Origin of the sequence: Enterobacter sp. 50793107 (assembly GCF_001463365.1) — a bacterium.
GTDB lineage: Bacteria > Pseudomonadota > Gammaproteobacteria > Enterobacterales > Enterobacteriaceae > Enterobacter > Enterobacter cloacae.
Genome location: NZ_LNII01000083.1, coordinates 80,595 through 100,791, shown reverse-complemented (window position 1 = coordinate 100,791; position 20,197 = coordinate 80,595). Strand labels below are relative to the sequence as shown.

At 55.3% G+C, this 20,197-nt stretch carries 16 protein-coding genes and 1 riboswitch; of the genes, 5 read left to right on the top strand and 11 right to left on the bottom strand.

Annotation, left to right across the window (positions count from 1 at the left end; translation table 11 throughout):
- Window positions 1–362: 362 nt before the first annotated feature.
- Together murI and btuB are read right to left on the bottom strand one after the other, a co-directional pair.
- Window positions 363–1,214: a glutamate racemase gene (murI, locus tag APU11_RS13045; RefSeq protein ID WP_032618543.1), complete on the bottom strand. Its 852-nt coding sequence runs from the start codon at window positions 1,212–1,214 to the stop codon at window positions 363–365.
- Window positions 1,159–3,012 (bottom strand): TonB-dependent vitamin B12 receptor BtuB, encoded by a 1,854-nt coding sequence (gene btuB / locus APU11_RS13040; protein WP_060578511.1) that lies wholly within the window; start codon window positions 3,010–3,012, stop codon window positions 1,159–1,161. Before btuB ends, murI begins: the two co-directional genes overlap by 56 nt.
- Window positions 3,013–3,077: 65 nt before the next feature.
- Window positions 3,078–3,254, bottom strand: a riboswitch (cobalamin riboswitch).
- Window positions 3,255–3,358: 104 nt separating this feature from the next.
- On the opposite strand from btuB, the gene trmA reads away from it, so the two are divergent.
- Window positions 3,359–4,459: a tRNA (uridine(54)-C5)-methyltransferase TrmA gene (gene trmA / locus APU11_RS13035; protein ID WP_058651876.1), complete on the top strand. Its 1,101-nt coding sequence runs from the start codon at window positions 3,359–3,361 to the stop codon at window positions 4,457–4,459.
- Between the two features lie 79 nt (window positions 4,460–4,538).
- Here trmA and APU11_RS13030 read toward each other — a convergent pair whose 3' ends face one another.
- Together APU11_RS13030 and fabR are read right to left on the bottom strand one after the other, a co-directional pair.
- Window positions 4,539–4,898 carry a YijD family membrane protein gene (locus APU11_RS13030; protein WP_008501783.1) on the bottom strand — a complete coding sequence of 120 codons (360 nt, stop codon included), beginning with the start codon at window positions 4,896–4,898 and terminating at the stop codon, window positions 4,539–4,541.
- A 9-nt stretch (window positions 4,899–4,907) separates the two neighbouring features.
- Entirely contained in the window at window positions 4,908–5,546 is a 639-nt protein-coding gene (fabR, locus tag APU11_RS13025; protein ID WP_008501784.1) for an HTH-type transcriptional repressor FabR, read from the bottom strand.
- 196 nt (window positions 5,547–5,742) lie between these two features.
- On the opposite strand from fabR, the gene sthA reads away from it, so the two are divergent.
- Window positions 5,743–7,143, top strand: coding sequence for a Si-specific NAD(P)(+) transhydrogenase (gene sthA, locus APU11_RS13020; RefSeq protein ID WP_014833741.1), 1,401 nt, complete (start codon window positions 5,743–5,745; stop codon window positions 7,141–7,143).
- Here sthA and oxyR read toward each other — a convergent pair.
- From oxyR to argC, 4 genes are all read right to left on the bottom strand, one after another.
- Window positions 7,126–8,043 (bottom strand): DNA-binding transcriptional regulator OxyR, encoded by a 918-nt coding sequence (oxyR, locus tag APU11_RS13015; RefSeq protein WP_014833742.1) that lies wholly within the window; start codon window positions 8,041–8,043, stop codon window positions 7,126–7,128. The two genes, sthA and oxyR, sit on opposite strands and share 18 nt — an antisense overlap.
- Before the next feature lie 326 nt (window positions 8,044–8,369).
- Window positions 8,370–9,743: an argininosuccinate lyase gene (gene argH, locus APU11_RS13010; RefSeq protein WP_058651873.1), complete on the bottom strand. Its 1,374-nt coding sequence runs from the start codon at window positions 9,741–9,743 to the stop codon at window positions 8,370–8,372.
- A gap of 74 nt (window positions 9,744–9,817) precedes the next feature.
- Window positions 9,818–10,594 (bottom strand): acetylglutamate kinase, encoded by a 777-nt coding sequence (argB, locus tag APU11_RS13005; protein WP_020686923.1) that lies wholly within the window; start codon window positions 10,592–10,594, stop codon window positions 9,818–9,820.
- Between the two features lie 6 nt (window positions 10,595–10,600).
- Window positions 10,601–11,605 (bottom strand): N-acetyl-gamma-glutamyl-phosphate reductase, encoded by a 1,005-nt coding sequence (gene argC, locus APU11_RS13000; protein ID WP_020686922.1) that lies wholly within the window; start codon window positions 11,603–11,605, stop codon window positions 10,601–10,603.
- Window positions 11,606–11,693: 88 nt separating this feature from the next.
- Here argC and argE point away from each other — a divergent pair, with 88 nt between their 5' ends.
- The 3 genes from argE (at window position 11,694) to APU11_RS12985 (ending at window position 16,711) form a co-directional block, all read left to right on the top strand.
- Complete coding sequence (argE, locus tag APU11_RS12995) at window positions 11,694–12,845, top strand: acetylornithine deacetylase (RefSeq protein WP_013099301.1); 1,152 nt, start codon at window positions 11,694–11,696, stop codon at window positions 12,843–12,845.
- A 271-nt stretch (window positions 12,846–13,116) separates the two neighbouring features.
- Window positions 13,117–15,768, top strand: a complete 2,652-nt coding sequence (gene ppc, locus APU11_RS12990) for a phosphoenolpyruvate carboxylase (protein WP_013099302.1) — start codon at window positions 13,117–13,119, stop codon at window positions 15,766–15,768.
- Window positions 15,769–15,862: 94 nt separating this feature from the next.
- Complete coding sequence (locus tag APU11_RS12985) at window positions 15,863–16,711, top strand: AraC family transcriptional regulator (protein WP_029882884.1); 849 nt, start codon at window positions 15,863–15,865, stop codon at window positions 16,709–16,711.
- Here the strand turns inward: APU11_RS12985 and APU11_RS12980 are convergent.
- From APU11_RS12980 to APU11_RS12970, 3 genes are read right to left on the bottom strand one after another with little or no spacing between them, the layout of a single operon-like run.
- Window positions 16,698–17,054, bottom strand: a complete 357-nt coding sequence (locus APU11_RS12980; protein ID WP_058651871.1) for a PTS fructose-like transporter subunit IIB — start codon at window positions 17,052–17,054, stop codon at window positions 16,698–16,700. The two genes, APU11_RS12985 and APU11_RS12980, sit on opposite strands and share 14 nt — an antisense overlap.
- A gap of 2 nt (window positions 17,055–17,056) precedes the next feature.
- Entirely contained in the window at window positions 17,057–17,932 is an 876-nt protein-coding gene (locus APU11_RS12975) for a [formate-C-acetyltransferase]-activating enzyme (RefSeq protein WP_058651869.1), read from the bottom strand.
- Window positions 17,898–20,192: a formate C-acetyltransferase gene (locus APU11_RS12970; RefSeq protein ID WP_058651867.1), complete on the bottom strand. Its 2,295-nt coding sequence runs from the start codon at window positions 20,190–20,192 to the stop codon at window positions 17,898–17,900. The genes APU11_RS12975 and APU11_RS12970 overlap by 35 nt, the downstream gene beginning before the upstream one ends.
- Window positions 20,193–20,197 lie beyond the last annotated feature (5 nt).

The window sequence follows — 20,197 nt, the reverse complement described above, 5'->3', positions numbered from 1 at the left end:
TAAACTTCTGAATGAATTACGTGTTCACTCGTTGAGACTTGGTATTCATTTATCGTCCGAGGACGTTAAGAATCCATGTCACTTTGAGTGCCCACACAGATTGTCTGATAAATTGTTAAAGAGCAGTGCAACGCGGCTTTCGCTCACCGTTGCGAGGTCCCGTATAATACGTTTTCCTCATTCAGAGTCAAGTGATTATTTTCACTTTTCTCTGTCGGCATTCATCTCTGAACCCCGCCAACCCGGCGGCTTGCAAGCCGTTGTTCCGTGTCAGTGGAGGCGCATTATAGGGAGTTCTCAGACGTTGACAACCCCTCTTTAAAAAAAAACGTTCAACCGTCTCTTTTTTGCTCAAAACCGTGCTACAGCGCGAGTTTTTCGAGCGTTTCAAACCCATAACGGCGCAAAACGGGTAAAAGTTGTTCAGTCTCGTTTGTTAGTGCCATACAAAACGCGATATTCGCATCGGCAGATTTGGCATCCGGCGCTTCATGTTCCAGCAGCCAGGCAGTACGACGGGCAATAGCCGCACCGGAATCCACCAGACGCGTCCCCTCCGGCAGTACTTCTAACAATTCTTCCTGTAAGAGCGGGAAATGAGTGCAGCCCAGTACGACGGTATCCGGCGGTTCCGGCATACGCAGCCACGGGCGAAGAATACGACGCAGCTCCTCAAGTGGCACCGTCTTGCCATGCAGCTTCGCTTCAGCCATCTCCACCAGCTCTGCCGAACCGAGCATCGCGATCTGACATTCATTGGCAAAACGATCGATCAATTCACGCGTATAAGGACGCTTCACCGTGCCGCGCGTAGCCAGCAGACCCACAATACCATTCGCAGTCAGGCGCGCAGCAGGCTTTATTGCGGGAACCACGCCCACAACCGGGAACTGAAATTTTGCGCGCAAGGCTGGTAGCGATACCGTGCTTGCCGTATTACAGGCGATGACCGCCAGCGCCAGAGGATAACGCTGCTGTACCGCGGTGACGATTTCAACGACACGCTCAACAATAAAGTCCTCGCTCTTCTCCCCATAAGGGAAAGCGACGTTATCGAAGGCGTAGATATAATGGAGATCCGGCAGGAGATGCCGAATCTCATCATAGACCGAAAGCCCACCGACGCCGGAATCAAATACCAGCACGGTGGGACGCGGATTAGAAGGTGTAGCTGCCAGACAAGGTGTATTCCCGTCCTGCAGTTTGGTAGCCATAAACTGTCTCGTAATCTTTATCGAACAGGTTGGCTATTTTACCACGAACTGTAAGGTGAGAGGTGACAGGATATGAAACTGCGACATCCCACAGGCTTACCCCGCCCATTTTCACGCGTTCTGACGCATACGTGTCTGGATCGATTGCGACATCATAGCGGGTGCCGAGGTAACGGTAAGCGAGGTTCCAGTCGAGATCCCATACCTGCCAGTCAAGCTGATACTTAACCTGCTGCTTAGAACGGCGGGCCAGCACTTCATGAGTTTTGGCGTTACGCGGGTCAACATAATCATAGGAGATCTGGTGTCCAACCGGTCCAGTTTCGAACTGTGCCGTCGCTTCCACACCTTTAATACGCGCTTCGTCAACGTTGTAGTACCGATACGTATGCGGATCGCTGCTAATCAGGTTATTAATATCATTACGATAACCAGTGATACGCCAGTTGACTGGTCCCGTCAGGCCTTCAAAGCCCCCTTCCCACTGTTTACTCTCCTCCGGTTTAAGGTCCGGATTGCCGTAAGAAGCGCTGTGGATCTGGCTCATCGTCGGTGCTTTAAAAGCGGTGCCGTAGGAGGCAATCACGCGATAGCCATCCACAAACTCCCACGCTGCGCTGGTTTGCCACGTGCCATGGTTGCCAAAGTTGGAGTTGTCGTCATTACGCGCCGCCGCTTCCAGCGTCACGCTGTTGAACTGCTGCATCGCAGACGCGAACACGCCGGTATTACGTTGCTCGTAACCTTTTTCCAGGTAACCGGTCCCGGCCTGCGTCTTCTGCTTTTGCCAGTCCAGGCCTGCACCGATATTGCCATGGCCAACTTCTATAGTGTTGAGCCATTGGGTGGTGTACTGCTTCACGTCATCCATGGTTGCGGAATCAGCGTAGCGCCCTTTCTTCGGATCATAGTTCTGATCTTTACTGCGGCCGTAACCCGCCACCAGCTGTGACTGGAAAATCCCCTGGCTGTAACGCAAACCGGTATCCCAGTTCTGGCTGTAAAGCTGGCGAGTATCAGGTCGTCCATCCACCATAAAATTGGCGTCGTAATGATCGTAACCGTCATACGCGGTGCGGTTGTCATAACCAAAGCCACGGAAGAACCCGCTCACGCTGTCGGTAATTTGCTGTTCCACGGAGCCGTACAGCGATTTACTCATAAAACCATCGCGGTCAGGCTGGCGCGGCGCATCCTGGGCAGCAATATCAAAGCCGCGGGTATAGGTGTAGTTACCCGCCATAGTGATTTTGGTTTTATTCAGCACCTGCTGGAAAGCGCCATCATAGGTCTGGTAGCCCTTAGAGCCGACGCCCGCTGAGATTTCCGCACCCGGCTTATCACGCCCGGTGATGATGTTAATCACGCCGCCAATCGCGTCGGAGCCATACAGCGCAGAACGCGGGCCACGGACGTATTCGATTCGCTGAATCAGCGAGGTTGGGATTTGGCTCAGATCGGGAACGTTGCTAATCCCGGCGCTGTTCAACGGTACGCCGTCAATCAGGACCAGAACATGACGGGATTCAGTGCCGCGAATAAAGGTAGAAGAGGTGGCACCCAGGCCACCGCTTTGCGCGATATCTACGCCCGGCAGACGTGACATAATCTCCACAACGCTCTTTGCCTGCCAGCGCTCAATATCTTCACGCGTCACCACGGACGTCGGTGCCAGAACTGTTTTTGCCGGTTGTTCAAAACGATTTGCTGTCACCACCAACGAGTCAGCGCTATCCTGCGCCCAGCCCGAAAATGCCGTAACGGACAACGCCGTTAACAGCGATACTTTTTTAATCATTGTTAAAGCATCCACAATATAAGAAGGATGCCGCAGGCCTCATCTATAGCACGCGATGATGAAACCAAATGCGACGTGATCCCGGCAGGTCTTCGGGCTGGGTGGCGTTTTGTGGATGAAGACTTCCCATTTTCACAGTGTCTGCAACTCTCATCCCGCCAGTCTTTACCGCTGCGCGTCAGCTCCAGATTTACACTGGATTCCCTTTTCACTCTCAGGAGACCGGAAACAGAATGCTACAATTAGACACGTATAGATGTCCAGATAGCTATTAGCCATTAAATCTGGACATCCACTGCACAATCCCTACAATCCCCGCGTAATTCTTTATCACTCAGGACGCATCATGACCCCCGAACACCTCCCGATAGAACAGTACGACGCACAGCTGGCAGAGAAAGTTGTCCGCCTGCAAAGTATGATGACGCCTTTCAACGCGCCCGTTCCTGAGGTGTTCCGTTCCCCCGTCAGCCACTACCGTATGCGCGCCGAGTTCCGCATCTGGCACGATGGCGACGACCTGTATCACATCATTTTCGATCAGCAGACTAAATCCCGTATCCGGGTTAACAGCTTCCCGGCGGCGAGTGAGCTGATTAACCAGCTCATGACTCTAATGATTGACGGTGTGCGCAACAACCCGGTGCTGCGCCATAAGCTGTTCCAGATTGACTACCTGACCACCCAAAGCAATCAGGCCATTGTCTCTCTGCTGTACCACAAGGCGCTTAACGACGAGTGGCGCGAGCAGGCAGAAGCGCTGCGCGATGCGCTGCGGGCGCAAAACATCAACGTTCACCTGATTGGCCGCGCGACAAAAACCAAAATCATGCTGGATCAGGATTACATCGATGAGCGCCTGTCGGTGGCAGGAAAAGAGATGGTTTACCGTCAGGTAGAGAACAGCTTCACCCAACCTAACGCGGCGATGAACGTGCAAATGCTGGAGTGGGCGCTGAAAGCGACCGAAGGGTCAAAGGGCGATCTGCTTGAGCTGTACTGTGGGAATGGCAACTTCTCGCTGGCACTGGCGCGCAATTTCGAGCGCGTACTGGCGACGGAAATTGCCAAACCGTCCGTTGCGGCCGCGCAGTACAACATTGCCGCCAACCATATCGACAACGTGCAGATTATTCGTATGGCAGCAGAAGAATTTACGCAGGCCATGAACGGCGTGCGCGAGTTTAACCGTCTTGAGGGGATCGATCTGAAGGGCTATCAGTGCGAGACGATTTTTGTCGATCCGCCGCGCAGTGGCCTGGACAGCGAAACCGAGAAGATGGTGCAGGCATACCCGCGTATTTTGTACATTTCCTGTAACCCGGAAACGCTGTGCAAAAACCTGGAAACATTAAGCCAGACGCACAAGGTTGAACGTCTGGCGCTGTTCGATCAGTTCCCGTATACGCACCATATGGAGTGCGGTGTTTTACTTACCGCACGGTGATCTGTAGGCCGGATAAGCGTAGCGCCATCCGGCGTTTTTGGCAGGTGGCGCTTCGCTTACCTGCCCTACAAATAATTCCTTACTCTGGCAACTGGCTCTTGCGGCTGCGCATGCGAGAGCCAATCCAGAACACCAGCGCCACAGACAGAACAGCAGGGAAGAAGTTAGAGCCGATATCCGGGTACTCTGCGCGCACCACCGTGCTGTACAGCAACACACCCAGAATAAAGCAGGCAGCGGCCAGACCCGGTAACCCCACCGGCATGGTGCGGTTCAGATAACGCTGGTGCAGGCAGTAAACCGTCAGCACCAGGGCGATAAGCGGGAAAATCGAGAAGGGTACGATGGAGCTAAAAATAGCGGCAAACGTACCATTAATGGATAAGCCAGCGATCAATGCCAGCAACAGCGTCCCTTTATCCTGACCTGACTGTTTCATTACTCACCTTCACTCTTCGGTTTGATGTGCCAGTTTCTCTTGTTCACGGCGATACCAGTAGTACGCTCCTTTGGAAATCATCCTGAGCTGCAATACCAGTCGCTCTTCGAGTTGCTTACGTTGTTCAATGCTGACATCCAGCGCTTCGGCACCTGCACTGAAAACAATCGTCACCATTGCTTCAGCCTGTGCTTCGGTGAACGCACGCGGCATATGGTTTTCGAGTTCAAGATAGTCGGCAAGTTCCGCAATGAAATGCTGAATTTCACGCGCGACAGCGGCACGAAATGCCGCTGACGTCCCTGAACGCTCGCGCAGCAACAGGCGAAACGCGTTGGGGTTATTGCCAATAAATTCCATAAAGGTCGACACGGAGGTACGGATAACGCTACCGCCTTTCGCGATACGCTGCCGCGCCTGGCGCATCAGCTGGCGCAGCATGAGCCCACTCTCGTCGACCATGGTCAGACCCAGTTCATCCACATCACGGAAATGGCGATAGAAGGACGTTGGCGCAATCCCGGCCTCGCGTGCGACTTCACGCAGGCTCAAACTGGCAAAACTCCGCTCAGCACTCAGTTGACTGAATGCAGCTTCCACCAGCGAACGCCGGGTTTTCTCTTTTTGTTGTGCTCTTACGCCCATCACGATAGTTGAATCCTTCCAAAGGTCTGATGGCACTATACCAGAGAATAAAATTAATCTGTTTACCTGGCTTTGTGAATGATTGTTTACGCGCGCTTTGTGCTCCACTGCCGGAAAAAAGCACAACGATAATTGGGTTACCCTGGCAATGATGTTATGATTCTGTTGCTTTTATGTATAAGAACAGGTAAGCCTTGCCATGCCACATTCCTACGATTACGACGCAATAGTTATTGGTTCCGGCCCCGGCGGCGAAGGCGCTGCTATGGGTCTGGTAAAACAGGGAGCCAGAGTAGCGGTCATTGAGCGCTACCATAATGTTGGCGGCGGTTGCACCCACTGGGGCACCATCCCTTCCAAAGCCCTCCGCCACGCCGTTAGCCGCATTATTGAATTTAACCAGAACCCTCTTTACAGCGACCACTCCCGACTTCTTCGTTCCTCTTTTGCCGATATCCTGAATCACGCAGATACCGTTATTAACCAGCAGACACGCATGCGTCAGGGTTTTTACGAGCGTAACCATTGCGAAATTCTTCAGGGTAACGCGCATTTTGTGGATGAACATACGCTGGCACTGGAGTGTCACGACGGTTCGGTTGAAACCCTCACCGCTGAAAAATTTGTTATCGCCTGTGGTTCCCGCCCGTATCATCCGGCAGACGTGGATTTCTCACACCCACGCATTTACGACAGCGATTCCATCCTCAGCCTGCACCATGAACCACGCCATGTGATTATCTATGGCGCGGGGGTGATCGGGTGTGAATATGCGTCTATCTTCCGCGGAATGGATGTCAAAGTTGATCTGATTAACACCCGCGACCGCCTGCTGGCTTTCCTGGATCAGGAGATGTCAGACTCGCTCTCCTACCACTTCTGGAACAGCGGTGTGGTGATTCGCCACAACGAAGAGTACGAGAAGATCGAAGGCTGCGACGACGGCGTGATCATGCATCTGAAGTCTGGCAAAAAGCTGAAAGCCGACTGCCTGCTGTATGCCAACGGCCGTACCGGTAACACCGATTCACTGGCGCTGGAAAACATCGGTCTGGAGACGGACAGCCGTGGTCAGTTAAAGGTTAACAGCATGTACCAGACTGCCCTGCCGCACGTTTACGCGGTCGGTGACGTGATTGGTTACCCGAGCCTCGCTTCCGCGGCCTATGACCAGGGGCGCATTGCGGCGCAGGCGCTGGTAAAAGGCGAAGCGACGGCGCATCTGATCGAAGACATTCCAACGGGGATTTACACCATTCCGGAAATCAGCTCCGTAGGGAAAACCGAGCAGCAGCTGACCTCCATGAAGGTGCCTTACGAGGTGGGTCGCGCCCAGTTTAAACATCTGGCACGGGCACAAATTGTTGGCATGAGCGTGGGAACGCTGAAGATCCTGTTCCATCGTGAGACGAAAGAGATCCTCGGTATTCACTGCTTTGGTGAACGCGCGGCGGAAATCATTCATATCGGCCAGGCGATAATGGAGCAAAAAGGTGGCGGTAACACCATTGAGTACTTCGTTAACACCACCTTTAACTACCCGACCATGGCGGAAGCCTATCGGGTCGCCGCGCTGAACGGTTTAAACCGCCTGTTTTAACGCGTTGTCAAAATGGCCATCCATCGCACCACGGATGGCCTCTGCCAGCTGCTCATAGCGGCTGCGCAGCGGTGACCCCGGACGATAAACCAGACCTATAGTACGACGTGGCTCTGGTTTAATGCACGGCAGGTAAACCACACCGTCACGTTTACGCTCGCGCGGCACGGCCAGCGCAGGCAGCAACGTAATACCACTTCCCGCCGCCACCATATTACGCAGCGTTTCCAGGCTGGTTGCGCGGAAATGGGTATCTTCATCCGCTCCCGCTTCAAAACAGAAGCCCATCGCCTGATCGCGCAGGCAGTGGCCATCTTCCAGCATCAGCAGCTTTTCACCGGCCAGATCGGCCATCGGCACACGATCGCGGTTCGCCCACGGATGATCTTCGTAGATCGCCAGCATCATCGGCTCGTCAAACAGCGGCACTTCGATAAAGGCTTCGCTCTCTTTTACCAGCGCCAGAATGGCGCAGTCGAGCTTGCCGCTATCTAACTGTGCCAGCAGCTGATGGGTTTGCGCTTCATGCAGATACATTTCGAGTTTCGGGAACGTCTGGTGCAGCATCGGAATGATGTGCGGCAGAAGGTACGGACCAACGGTTGGGATCAGGCCAATATGCAGCGGGCCGGACATGGTCTCCCCTTGCTGACTTGCCATTTCCTTGAGCACTTTGACCTCGCGCAGCACGGTGCGCGCCTGATCCACCAGCAGCAAACCCGCCTGAGTGAACAGCACTTTACGACTGGTGCGCTCCAGCAGCATCACGCCCAGCTCGTCTTCCAGCTTGCGGATCTGACCGCTCAGCGTAGGCTGGCTGACGTGGCAGGAATCTGCCGCACGGCGAAAGTGGCGATGCTCGGCTAACGCTACCAGGTATTCAAGATCACGAATATTCATTATTCATCCTCCGTCGCCACGATAGTTCATGGCGATAGATAGCATAGCAACGAACGATTATCCCTATCAAGCATTCTGTTGAATAATACACCACATAGACGAGGCGGCACGTGTTTGACCCTTGACGTCCCCGCACCGTCAGCGAGTTTCTCTCAAAACTCGAACAACTAAAGCCAACGTGAACTTTTGCGGACCCCGTGGTCCGCTTTTTTTTGCGTAAAAAAACCCGGGGGTAAAAGCAAAATGGCAACCGAAGTTGCCATTTTTAGGGTTTGCTCCCTCTCCCTGTGGGAGAGGGCCGGGGTGAGGGCACCAGCCCGCACAAATCAAACCAACCGGTTTTTCGCGTCCGCAATCGCCTGCGCCACCTGCTTCGGCGACACACCGCCTTTCGCCGCACGCTTATCCAGGCATGACTGCAACGACAGAATCGGGTACACATCCTCCCCAATAACCGCACTGAATTTCTGCAGGTCGGCAAGCGCCAGCTCTTCCAGCGGTTTCCCCTGAAGAATCGCTTCCACTACCGCTTCGCCCACAATGTGGTGCGCTTCACGGAACGGTACGCCTTTCGCCACCAGGTAATCCGCCAGTTCGGTCGCGTTTGCATAACCCTGCTGCGCCGCTTCCTGACAACGAGAACGTTTCACCTGAATGCCGTCCAGCACCAGCGCACCCATATGCAGGCAGTCCAGCCAGGTGTCGAGCGCGTCGAACAGCCCTTCTTTGTCTTCCTGCATATCTTTGTTGTACGCCAGCGGCAGCCCTTTCAGGGTCATCATCATGCCGGTCAGTGCGCCCTGTACGCGGCCACACTTCCCGCGGATCAGCTCCAGCGCATCCGGGTTTTTCTTCTGCGGCATCAGGGAAGAGCCGGACGTCACACGGTCAGACAACTCCACAAATCCGGCTTCGCCAGAGTTAAAGAAGATCAGGTCTTCGGCAAAGCGTGACAGGTGGACCATCCCGATAGAAGCATTCGACAGCAGTTCCAGCACGTGGTCACGGTCAGAGACGCTGTCCAGACTGTTACGGGTGGCAGACGCAAAGCCCAGCCAGCCTGCCAGCTGCTCGCGGTCAATTTCATATGCCGTACCCGCCAGCGCACCGCTGCCCAGCGGGCTGACGTCCAGGCGCTTCAGGGTATCCTGCAGGCGGCTTTCGTCACGCGCCAGCATCTCGACATAGGCCAGACACCAGTGCGCAAAGGTCACCGGCTGCGCGCGCTGCAAATGGGTATAACCCGGCATCACCGCGTCCTGGTTGTTCTGTGCCGTGTCTACCAGCGCGCTCTGCAGCTGACGGTTAGCCGCCAGCAGCTCCGCGACGGTATCTTTACACCACAGCTTCAGATCGGTAGCGACCTGGTCGTTACGGCTACGGCCGGTGTGCAGCTTTTTACCCAGCTGGCCAACTTTGTCGATCAGTTTGCCTTCTACCCAGCTGTGAATATCTTCGGCATCGCTTTGCAGAATTTGCTGCGGATCCAGACGCACTTCTTCCAGCAGATTATTGAGCGCCTCTTCCAGCTGCTGCTGCTCCTCTGCGGTCAGCACGCCCACCGTCACCAGCGCTTTGGACCAGGCCACAGAGCCGACGATATCCTGTTCGGCCAGGCGGTAGTCGAAGCGCAAAGAGTCGTTGAACTGTTTGAACCGTTGATCCGCTGCCTGTGTAAAACGCCCACCCCAAAGTGCCATAACATCGTTCCTTTATTCGTTAGTTCCGCCGGGTGGCGCTGCGCTTACCCGGCCTACGGTCATTCATTAATAACTTACGCTAAAATACGCGTGCCAATTGGCGTGCCGTTAAACAGCGCCGGAAGCTGCTCCGCGTGACGCCAGGAGGCGATATCCACCGGGCGCCCGAGCGTACGGGCGGCATCCAGCGCGGCATTCACTTTGACGATCATCCCGTCGGTAATAATGCCCTGGGCGATCAGCTGTTCGGCTTTTGCCGCGGTCATTTCCGCAATGCGCTGGCCTTTGCCGTCCAGAATACCGCTCACATCGGAGAGCAGGATCAGGTCCGCGCCCAACGTTGCCGCCAGTGCCGTTGCCGCCTGGTCCGCATTCACGTTCATCAACTCACCCTCTTCGGTCACCCCGATAGAGCTCACTACCGGCAGGAAACCGCCTTCCAGCAGCGTGTTAATCAGCTTAGGCGAACCTGGCTGCGCCAGTCCAACGTGGCCGAGTTCTTCATCGAGCTGGGTCACTTTTACGCTGTCGCCATCGCCCAGATAGAGGCCAACGGAGGCAATGTGGTGTTTCTTCGCCCAGGACAACAGAGTCTTATTTGCCGTACCTGCCAGCGCACCGGTGATGATGTCAATCTGGTCGGCAGGCGTCACGCGCAGGCCGTTTTTCTTTTTCACCGGCAGGTTGAGCCCTTTCATCAGCTCATCCACCACGCAGCCGCCGCCGTGCACAATCACCAGCGGACGCTGGTGCGATTCGCGATAGTTAACCAGCGCGGTAAACAGACGCTCCAGCGCTTCTTCGCTGTCCAGCAGTACACCACCGAGTTTGATAATTAATGGGTTCATCATCACACCTTAAATAAGAGCCTGCGTTTCCGGGAAACCGAAACGAATATTTGCACACTGCATTGCCTGAGCGGCAGCGCCTTTGAGTAAGTTATCTTCTGCTGCCACCACGATCAGATGCTCGCCCTGCACGGCATAGCCGATGTCGCAGAACGGCAGGCCAACCACGTTTTTCAGCGCGGGCACGCCTTTGTCGTAGAGACGCACCAGCGGTTTATCCGCATACGCCTGAGTAAAGGCCTCGCTCACCTGGTCTTTGGTCACGCCCGGTTTCAGGCGGCAGGTAATGGTTTCGAGGATCCCACGCGGGAAGCTGCCCAGGTGCGGTGTAAAGATGACATTGGCCCCCAGATGGGTAGTGATTTCCGGATGATGGCGGTGATTAAACACGCCATACGGCTGCAGGCTGACTTCACAGAAGCTGTTAGAAATAGCAGCCTTGCGTCCGGCACCGCTGACACCACTGGTGGCGTTGATCACCGGCCACTGGTTCAGATCCAGCAGGTCTGCGTCGATCAGCGGCTTCAGAGAAAGCTGTGCAGCCGTCGGGTAGCAGCCCGGCACAGCAATCAGATCCGCTTCTTTCAGCTTGTCTGCGCTCCACTCCGCCAGCCCATACACGGCTTTTGCAAGCAGGTCCGGGTGCTGATGGGTAAAGCCATAGTATTTTTCGTAGAACGCGCCGTCGTTAACACGGAACGCGCCGGAGAGGTCGAACACCACGCAACCGGCCGCCAGGAATTGCGGCGCCAGGTCGTGACTGACCTCGTGCGCGGTGGCCAAAAACACCACGTCGACGCCGTCAGTGAACTCGCTGATGTCAGACATTGGCTGCAGTGGCAAGTCGACAATGCCCTTAAGCCACGGATGCAAATCGGAAATTAACTTTCCTGCATCATTGCTTTGCGCTGACACGGTCAAAGCGGTTATGGTCATATGTGGATGGCGATTCACGTAGCTTACAAGCTCTGCGCCCGCATAACCGCTAGCGCCTACAATCAGCGTATTCAACATCGGGTTCCTTTATGCTCAACGTTAATGTATTTTTATTCACATTTATTGCATGAATATTGATACTATCACGACCTAAGGTGTGTCAACAATGAAAATGAACTTACCGCCATTTATCGAGATTTACCGCGCCCTGATTGCCACACCCTCCATCAGCGCGACCGAAGAAGCGCTGGATCAGAGCAATGAGTCTTTAATCAATCTGCTGGCGGGTTGGTTTAGCGATCTTGGGTTTAACGTTGAGGTTCAGCCCGTACCTGGAACACGCCATAAATTTAACCTGCTCGCCAGTACCGGACACGGCGCAGGCGGACTGCTGCTGGCCGGTCATACCGACACGGTGCCCTTTGACGATGGCCGCTGGACCCGCGACCCGTTTACCCTGACCGAGCATGACAACAAGCTTTACGGCCTTGGCACCGCCGACATGAAAGGCTTCTTCGCTTTTATCCTTGACGCGCTGCGTGACGTGGACGTAACAAAACTGAAAAAGCCGCTCTACATTCTGGCGACCGCCGATGAAGAGACCAGCATGGCGGGGGCGCGTTACTTCTCAGAAAACACATCGATTCGCCCGGATTGCGCCATCATCGGTGAGCCAACGTCATTACAACCGATCCGTGCGCATAAAGGCCATATCTCCACGGCAGTGCGCGTGATGGGCCAGTCCGGCCACTCCAGCGACCCGGCGCGTGGCGTGAACGCCATTGAACTGATGCACGACGCCATCGGCCGCATCATGACTCTGCGCGACGAACTGAAAGAACGGTATCACTACGATGCCTTCACCGTGCCGTATCCAACGCTGAACCTCGGTAGCCTGCACGGTGGCGATGCCTCTAACCGTATCTGCGCCTGCTGTGAGCTGCACATGGATATCCGTCCGCTGCCGGGCATGACGCTGAGCGATCTCGACGGCTTGCTGACCGAAGCGCTGGCCCCGGTGAGTGAACGCTGGCCTGGCCGCCTGACAGTGTCTGAACTGCATCCACCGATCCCGGGTTATGAATGTCCGCCCGATCATCAGCTGGTTGAGGTGGTGGAAAAACTGCTCGGCGAGAAAACCGACGTGGTGAACTACTGCACCGAAGCGCCGTTTATTCAGACGCTGTGCCCTACGCTGGTACTTGGCCCAGGCTCCATCAACCAGGCGCACCAGCCGGATGAATACCTGGAAACCCGCTTCATCAAGCCCACCCGCGAACTGATTACCCAGGTCGTGCATCACTTCTGCTGGCATTAAAACCGCACCGATCAGTCCCCTCTCCCGGTGGGAGAGGGTTAGGGTGAGGGCAACAAATCCCGCGATCTCCGTCACATTCCCATAAGCATCTCTTATCTGACGCAATGCGAATTAAATTTCGTAAATTGCCCGCATTTATTCGTTTGCTGAACCGTTTTCGCAGCAATTGACGACGGGGGTTTTACGTGGCTTTATAAAGGGAGATGACAAAATAATGTCCAGAAGATTTTCGCATGGGCATAAACAAAAATGATGGGGTGACTGGGTTTTTATGAACGAACAATATTCCGCGTTGCGTAGTAATGTCAGTATGCTCGGCAAAGTGCTTGGAGATACCATCAAAGATGCGTTGGGGGAAAACATCCTCGACCGCGTTGAAACCATCCGCAAGCTGTCTAAATCTTCCCGTGCCGGTAACGAAGCGAGTCGTCAGGAGCTGCTCACCACCTTGCAGAACCTCTCTAACGATGAGCTGCTGCCCGTTGCACGCGCATTCAGCCAGTTCCTGAACCTGGCAAACACGGCTGAGCAATACCATAGCATTTCGCCAAACGGCGAAGCTGCCAGCAACCCGGAAGTCATTGCCCGTACGCTTCGTAAACTCAAAGACCAGCCAAACCTCAACGAAGCCACCATTAAAAAAGCGGTGGAGTCCCTTTCGCTGGAGCTGGTGCTGACCGCCCACCCAACCGAAATCACCCGTCGCACCCTGATCCACAAAATGGTTGAAGTGAACAACTGTCTGAAGCAGTTGGATAACAAAGACATTGCCGACTACGAACGTAACCAACTGATGCGCCGTCTGCGCCAGCTGATTGCGCAGTCCTGGCACACCGATGAAATTCGTAAGCATCGCCCAAGCCCGGTAGACGAGGCCAAATGGGGCTTTGCGGTGGTGGAAAACAGCCTGTGGGAAGGGGTTCCGAACTACCTGCGTGAGCTGAACGAACAGCTGGAAGCAAACCTGGGCTATCGCCTGCCAGTAGATTTTGTCCCGGTACGCTTTACCTCCTGGATGGGCGGTGACCGCGACGGTAACCCGAACGTGACGGCAGAAATCACCCGCCACGTGCTGCTGCTGAGCCGCTGGAAAGCCACCGATCTGTTCCTGAAAGACATTCAGGTGCTGATCTCCGAGCTGTCGATGGTGGAAGCAACGCCAGAACTGCGCGCGCTGGCCGGTGAAGAAGGTGCCAGCGAGCCGTATCGTTTCCTGATGAAAAAACTGCGTAGCCAGCTGATGGCGACCCAGGCCTGGCTGGAAGCACGCCTGAAAGGCCAGCGCCTGCCGAAGCCGGAAGGTCTGCTGAGCCAGAACGAACAGCTCTGGGAACCGCTATACGCTTGCTATAAATCACTACAGGCCTGCGGGATGGGCATCATCGCCAATGGCGAACTACTCGACACCCTGCGCCGCGTGAAGTGTTTTGGCGTGCCGCTGGTGCGTATCGACGTGCGTCAGGAGAGCACCCGCCATACCGAAGCGCTGGGCGAACTGACACGTTATCTTGGCATTGGCGACTACGAAAGCTGGTCTGAAGCCGACAAACAGGCCTTCCTGATCCGCGAGCTGAACTCCAAGCGTCCTCTGCTGCCGCGCAACTGGGAGCCAAGCAACGAAACCCGCGAAGTGCTCAACACCTGTAAAGCGATCGTGGATGCGCCAAAAGGATCGGTCGCCGCGTATGTGATCTCGATGGCGAAAACCCCGTCCGACGTGTTGGCCGTTCACCTGCTGCTGAAAGAAGCCGGTATCGACTATGCCCTGCCGGTCGCCCCGCTGTTTGAAACCCTCGACGACCTGAACAACGCCAATGATGTAATGACCCAGTTACTGAACATCGACTGGTATCGCGGCTTTATTCAGGGCAAACAGATGGTGATGATCGGCTATTCCGACTCCGCAAAAGATGCGGGCGTGATGGCGGCATCCTGGGCGCAGTATCAGGCGCAGGACGCGCTGATCAAAACCTGCGAGAAAGCCGGTATTGAGCTGACGCTGTTCCACGGTCGCGGTGGCTCCATTGGCCGTGGCGGTGCGCCTGCGCACGCGGCGCTGCTCTCTCAGCCGCCGGGAAGCCTGAAAGGCGGCCTGCGCGTGACCGAACAGGGCGAGATGATCCGCTTCAAATACGGCCTGCCGGAAGTGACCATCAGCAGCCTGTCGCTCTATACCAGTGCGATTCTTGAAGCAAACCTGCTGCCACCACCGGAGCCGAAAGAGTCCTGGTGCCGCATTATGGATGAGCTGTCTGACATCTCATGCGACCTGTACCGCGGCTACGTGCGTGAAAACAAAGACTTCGTACCTTACTTCCGCTCTGCTACGCCAGAGCAGGAGCTGGGCAAACTGCCGCTGGGTTCACGTCCGGCCAAGCGTCGTCCGACCGGCGGCGTGGAGTCTCTGCGTGCAATCCCGTGGATCTTCGCCTGGACGCAGAACCGTCTGATGCTGCCAGCCTGGCTGGGTGCCGGTGCGGCGCTGCAGAAGGTGGTGGAAGATGGCAAACAGAACGAACTGGAAACCATGTGCCGCGACTGGCCATTCTTCTCTACCCGTCTGGGTATGCTGGAGATGGTCTTCTCGAAAGCTGACCTGTGGCTGGCGGAATACTACGATCAGCGCCTGGTGAAACCAGAGCTGTGGGCGCTGGGTAAAGAGCTGCGCGAACTGCTGGAAGGCGACATCAAAGTGGTGCTGGATATCGCCAACGACTCCCATCTAATGGCCGATCTGCCGTGGATTGCCGAGTCTATCCAGCTGCGTAACATCTATACCGACCCACTGAACGTCCTGCAGGCGGAGCTGCTGCACCGTTCACGTCTGGCGGAAGAGGAAGGTAAAGATCCGGATCCACGCGTAGAACAAGCGCTGATGGTGACAATTGCGGGCGTTGCAGCGGGTATGCGTAACACCGGCTAATGCTCACTGCCCGGCGGCGCTTCGCTTGCCGGGCCTACGACAGGTAGGCCGGGTAAGCGTCAGCGCCACCCGGCAATACCTCGGTATTTACACCATGCAGCATGATATTACCCACATCCTGACTGACCTGATTAGCGGTACGATGCCGCTACGTCAGGTTCATTTCGCCAACCCCGCCCTCTGCGCACCCGAACTCGCCCTGCAGGTTGATTTCCCCCGTCTGGAGATCGTGCTCGAAGGCTCGGTGAAAGACCAGGCGGCTTGCGTATTACAGCAGGGTGATGTTTTATACGTTCCGGCGGGAGGCTGGAACGATCCGCAATGGCAAACGCCCGCGACAACGCTGAGCATCCTGTTTGGTAAACAGCAGCTTGGATTTAGTCTTTTACACTGGAACGGCGTGGATGCTCGTAATCTTGCAAAACAGCACGTCGCCCGTCGGGGGCCACGCATCGGATCCTTCCTGTTACAGACGCTTCATGAAATGCAGATGCAGCCGCACGAGCAGCAAACAGCGCGACTGATTGTTGCCAGCCTGCTTAGCCACTGCGTCGATTTGTTGGGTAGCCAGATCCAGACCGCCTCCCGAAGTCAGGCGCTGTTTGAAGCTATTCGCGTTTATATCGATGAACATTATGCGACCCCGCTTACCCGGGAATCCGTAGCGCAGGCGTTTTACATCTCTCCGAACTATTTATCGCATCTTTTTCAGAAAACCGGCGCGGTAGGTTTTAATGAGTACCTGACCCACACGCGGCTGGAGCACGCGCGTCAGTTGCTGAAAGGGTATGACTTAAAGGTAAAAGAAGTGGCGCATGCCTGCGGTTTTGTCGACAGTAACTATTTCTGCCGTTTATTCCGTAAAAACACGGAGCGCTCGCCGTCGGAATACCGTCGTCAGTATCACAGCCAGCTAATCGGAAAAGCGGCTAATCCAGAATGACCTGCGTATGCTGCGGTGCGGATACCATTTTTCGTACCGCTGCCATGACCTTTTGCGGGTCCCGCAGGAAAGCATTAATGCCGCATTTCACATAGCGGGCGAATTCGAAGCGTTCGTTGCCCGCCAGCTCAATATCCGTGATAAGTAATACGACATCGGCGCGGCGGATATCGTCCTCCGTCAACTCACTTTCAATGCCTAACGCTCCTTGCGTCTCAATGCGCACTGACCATTTCTCCTGCTGGCAAATCCGCTCCAGCCGTTCTGCGGCCATGTACGTATGCGCCACGCCGCTCACGCACGCGGTTACCGCCACCAGATGACGCCCTGCTATTACTGTCATTTTTAACCTCCAATGGTGACATGAAACCCTTTATCTTCGGCCATACGGCGCATTGCCGCGACCTCGTCAGCTGTCGGAGGACTCAACTCCCGCATCGACCATTGTTGCCCAAGCAGACGGTATTTTGGTTCACCATAAGAGTGAAACGGTAATAAATGCAGCTGCCGTATCCCTGAAGGCAATAAAAATGCCAGCACGCTCGCCATGTTGGCGTCAGTTAGCGTATAGCCCGGAATAAGCGGCACACGGGGGATGACGTTTATGCCTTCGGCCACCAGTTGCGTAAGGTTTTCCAGCACTCTGGGAAGATTTACTGCCGTCACCGAACGTGCCTGCTCAGGATCCATAATCTTCAGGTCAAACAGTACTTCATCACACTGGCGAGCCAGCGGCAGCAATCGGGACAGGGGCGCATCTCCCGCCGTCTCAATAGCGGTATGAATACCGTAGCGGCGCAAACGCTTAAGCAGCTGCGTCGCAAAGGGTGCCTGCATTAATACTTCCCCGCCTGACAGCGTCACCCCGCCTCCCGATGAGCGAAAGAAGACGTCATCCTTCATCACTTCGCGTTCCAGCTCATCCAGCGTCACGTCGCGTCCGATGCGTTCAAACGCGCCGGACGGGCACTCGTCCGCATCACGCAGGCAGGGAGCGCAGTGCAAACATTTGCTCTCCCGGCGAACCGTCTCTATTTTCGGCGAGATCGACTCAGGATTGGCGCACCACGGGCAACGGTGAGGACAGCCTTTGAAGAAGACTACCGTGCGAATACCTGCTCCGTCGTTCAACGAATAACGCTGAATATTGAAAATACGCGCTACGTCGGCGCGTGTTTCAACGACGTCACAGCTGATGCGCGGTCCGACGGATAATGTCATCCTGGATCTCCTTCGACAGCTCAACAAAGAAGGCGCTGTAGCCGGCAACGCGTACCACCAGCCCGGCAAAATCCTGAGGACGCCGCTGCGCCTCACGCAGGGTTTCCGCGTTGACCACGTTGAACTGGATATGCTGTAACTTAAGCTGCGTAAACGCACGGAGGAAGTCCGCCAGCTTCTGCAACCCGGCATCGCCTTCCAGCGTGGCGGGGGTGAATTTAACGTTTAGCAGCGTACCGTTAGATAACAGATAGTTATCCAGCTTGCTCACCGACTTCAGCACAGCCGTCGGCCCTTGCATATCCTGGCCGAGCATCGGAGAAAGCCCTCCATCTGCCAGCTGTTCACCCGCCAGGCGGCCATCCGGCGTAGCCCCCACGACCGCGCCAAGCGGCACATGGGCGGAGACGGTATACGAGCCAGGCGTGAAGATTCCACCACGCGGGTTGCGGTATTTTTCGACCTCTTTACAGTAATGGCGCAGCAGTTCCGCACTGATATTGTCGACATCGTCGATATCATTACCGTATTTCTCAAAGCGATTGATCAGCCGCGCGCGTACCTTTTCGCCCTCCGGGGTGGCAAAATTCGCTTTTAACACCGCCAGCAGCTCGTCAAAACTTAAGCGCTGCTGTTCAAACACCAGCCCTTTCAGGGCGTGAAGCGAGTCGCTCAAATTAGCAATACCAATCCCCTGCACGCCGGAGAAGTTATAGCGCGCGCCACCGTCAGTAATGTCTTTCCCCGTTTCCAGACAATCGCTGATAAAGGAGGAGAGCAACGGCACAGGCGCCCAGTCGCGATGGCCGATATCGCAAATGTTGCTTCCTTCCACCATCAGTGCAATGTAGTGATTAATCCTGGCGCGTATATGTTCAATTAACCCCTCGTACGTCAGCCCGCTATTACCTTCGTTCTCCTGCATGGCGATTTCCATTACCTTCAGCAGGTTAAACATGGCGATATCATGCAGGCCGTAAGTTTTCCCTGGAATCGACAGTTCAACGCAGCCGACAACCGCATAGTCACGCGCATCTTCCAGCGACACGCCGCGATTCAAAAAGGCAGGTACTATCACTTCATCGTTAAAAATCTGTGGAATGCCGGTGCCCAGCCGAATAGTCTCCGCTGTTTTCAGCAGGAAAGGCCGGTCGATCAGTTCGTTTACCCGTACGCCGAGGTTAGGCTGGGGAAGCTGAACGCTCTGGTAGGCATCCAGACACAGGAACGAAAGCACGTTCACCGCGCTACGCCCGTTTTCCGTCAGGCCACCCAGCAGCGCGGTATACCCGGTCGGGAACCCGGCAAAATAACGGGCACTGCTGGTCGAGCGCAAGAGCACCACATCGTTACACTTCACCCACAGCGACTCCAGCAACTCTTTCAGAAACGCTGGATCGTCTCCCTGCGTTAACGAGGCCTGATAAAACGGCAGCATATACTGATCAAAACGCCCGATGGAGAGCGAACTGGCGTTAGATTCGTACTGCAAAATGACGTTCATGTACCAGAACAGCTGACACGCCTGCCAGAAGGTTTGCGGCTTATGCTGTGCGTTGTGTCGCGAGATGTCGGCCATTGCCAGCAATTCTTCGCGGCGAGTAGCATCGCTGCTCTGAGCCAGTTCTTCAGCGAGCGCCGCATAACGCAGAATATGGCGCTGGGACGCTTCGAGCAGAATGAGCGCCGCTGCATAGAACGTGTTTTGCGTATCACGAGCGCAGCGTTCACGCATTTCCGCCACCAGCGCGCCCAGCCCGTTATTAAGCAGGCGAGGATAATCAATAATGATATGCCCCTGCCCTTTATCCGTTTGGTTGACGCTAAAAATCTGCGTCCCTACGGCGGCCTTCACCTCCTCCGTCATCTGGCTGTTGATGAAATCCTTCATCGACCGGTTTTCCCAATAGGGATACAGCACCTCACGGTAGGTCTGCTTATCCTCATCGCTGATTTCAAAGCGATCCTGCGGACGGATGGCGAACTGGTCCAGCTCCTTAAGCAACCAGTAGGGATCCATCTCCGGAGACATAATGCCTGCACGCGGCTTAACGGTGCGGTTTCCGGCAATCAGTTCTTCATCACGAATCGCGATTTCCACATGGTCGAGAATGTGCGCCGTTGCTTTCGCGCGACGGAGAATAACCGGTTCGCCTTCCGTCTGTTGATGGCTGGCTGTATAGAGCAGCGCACGTTCAAGCGAGATCTCGCGAGGGTTGGCAAAGAGCGCATTTTTCAAACGCGGTATACGATTCGTCATGAGGG

What these genes read in the sequence shown, in the direction of transcription:
- murI (WP_032618543.1), bottom strand. Translation starts at nt 1,214, where the DNA reads ATGGCTACCAAACTGCAGGACGGGAATACACCTTGTCTGGCAGCTACA.
- btuB (WP_060578511.1), bottom strand. Translation starts at nt 3,012, where the DNA reads ATGATTAAAAAAGTATCGCTGTTAACGGCGTTGTCCGTTACGGCATTT.
- trmA (WP_058651876.1), top strand. Translation starts at nt 3,359, where the DNA reads ATGACCCCCGAACACCTCCCGATAGAACAGTACGACGCACAGCTGGCA.
- APU11_RS13030 (WP_008501783.1), bottom strand. Translation starts at nt 4,898, where the DNA reads ATGAAACAGTCAGGTCAGGATAAAGGGACGCTGTTGCTGGCATTGATC.
- sthA (WP_014833741.1), top strand. Translation starts at nt 5,743, where the DNA reads ATGCCACATTCCTACGATTACGACGCAATAGTTATTGGTTCCGGCCCC.
- oxyR (WP_014833742.1), bottom strand. Translation starts at nt 8,043, where the DNA reads ATGAATATTCGTGATCTTGAATACCTGGTAGCGTTAGCCGAGCATCGC.
- argH (WP_058651873.1), bottom strand. Translation starts at nt 9,743, where the DNA reads ATGGCACTTTGGGGTGGGCGTTTTACACAGGCAGCGGATCAACGGTTC.
- argB (WP_020686923.1), bottom strand. Translation starts at nt 10,594, where the DNA reads ATGATGAACCCATTAATTATCAAACTCGGTGGTGTACTGCTGGACAGC.
- argC (WP_020686922.1), bottom strand. Translation starts at nt 11,605, where the DNA reads ATGTTGAATACGCTGATTGTAGGCGCTAGCGGTTATGCGGGCGCAGAG.
- argE (WP_013099301.1), top strand. Translation starts at nt 11,694, where the DNA reads ATGAAAATGAACTTACCGCCATTTATCGAGATTTACCGCGCCCTGATT.
- ppc (WP_013099302.1), top strand. Translation starts at nt 13,117, where the DNA reads ATGAACGAACAATATTCCGCGTTGCGTAGTAATGTCAGTATGCTCGGC.
- APU11_RS12985 (WP_029882884.1), top strand. Translation starts at nt 15,863, where the DNA reads ATGCAGCATGATATTACCCACATCCTGACTGACCTGATTAGCGGTACG.
- APU11_RS12980 (WP_058651871.1), bottom strand. Translation starts at nt 17,054, where the DNA reads ATGACAGTAATAGCAGGGCGTCATCTGGTGGCGGTAACCGCGTGCGTG.
- APU11_RS12975 (WP_058651869.1), bottom strand. Translation starts at nt 17,932, where the DNA reads ATGACATTATCCGTCGGACCGCGCATCAGCTGTGACGTCGTTGAAACA.
- APU11_RS12970 (WP_058651867.1), bottom strand. Translation starts at nt 20,192, where the DNA reads ATGACGAATCGTATACCGCGTTTGAAAAATGCGCTCTTTGCCAACCCT.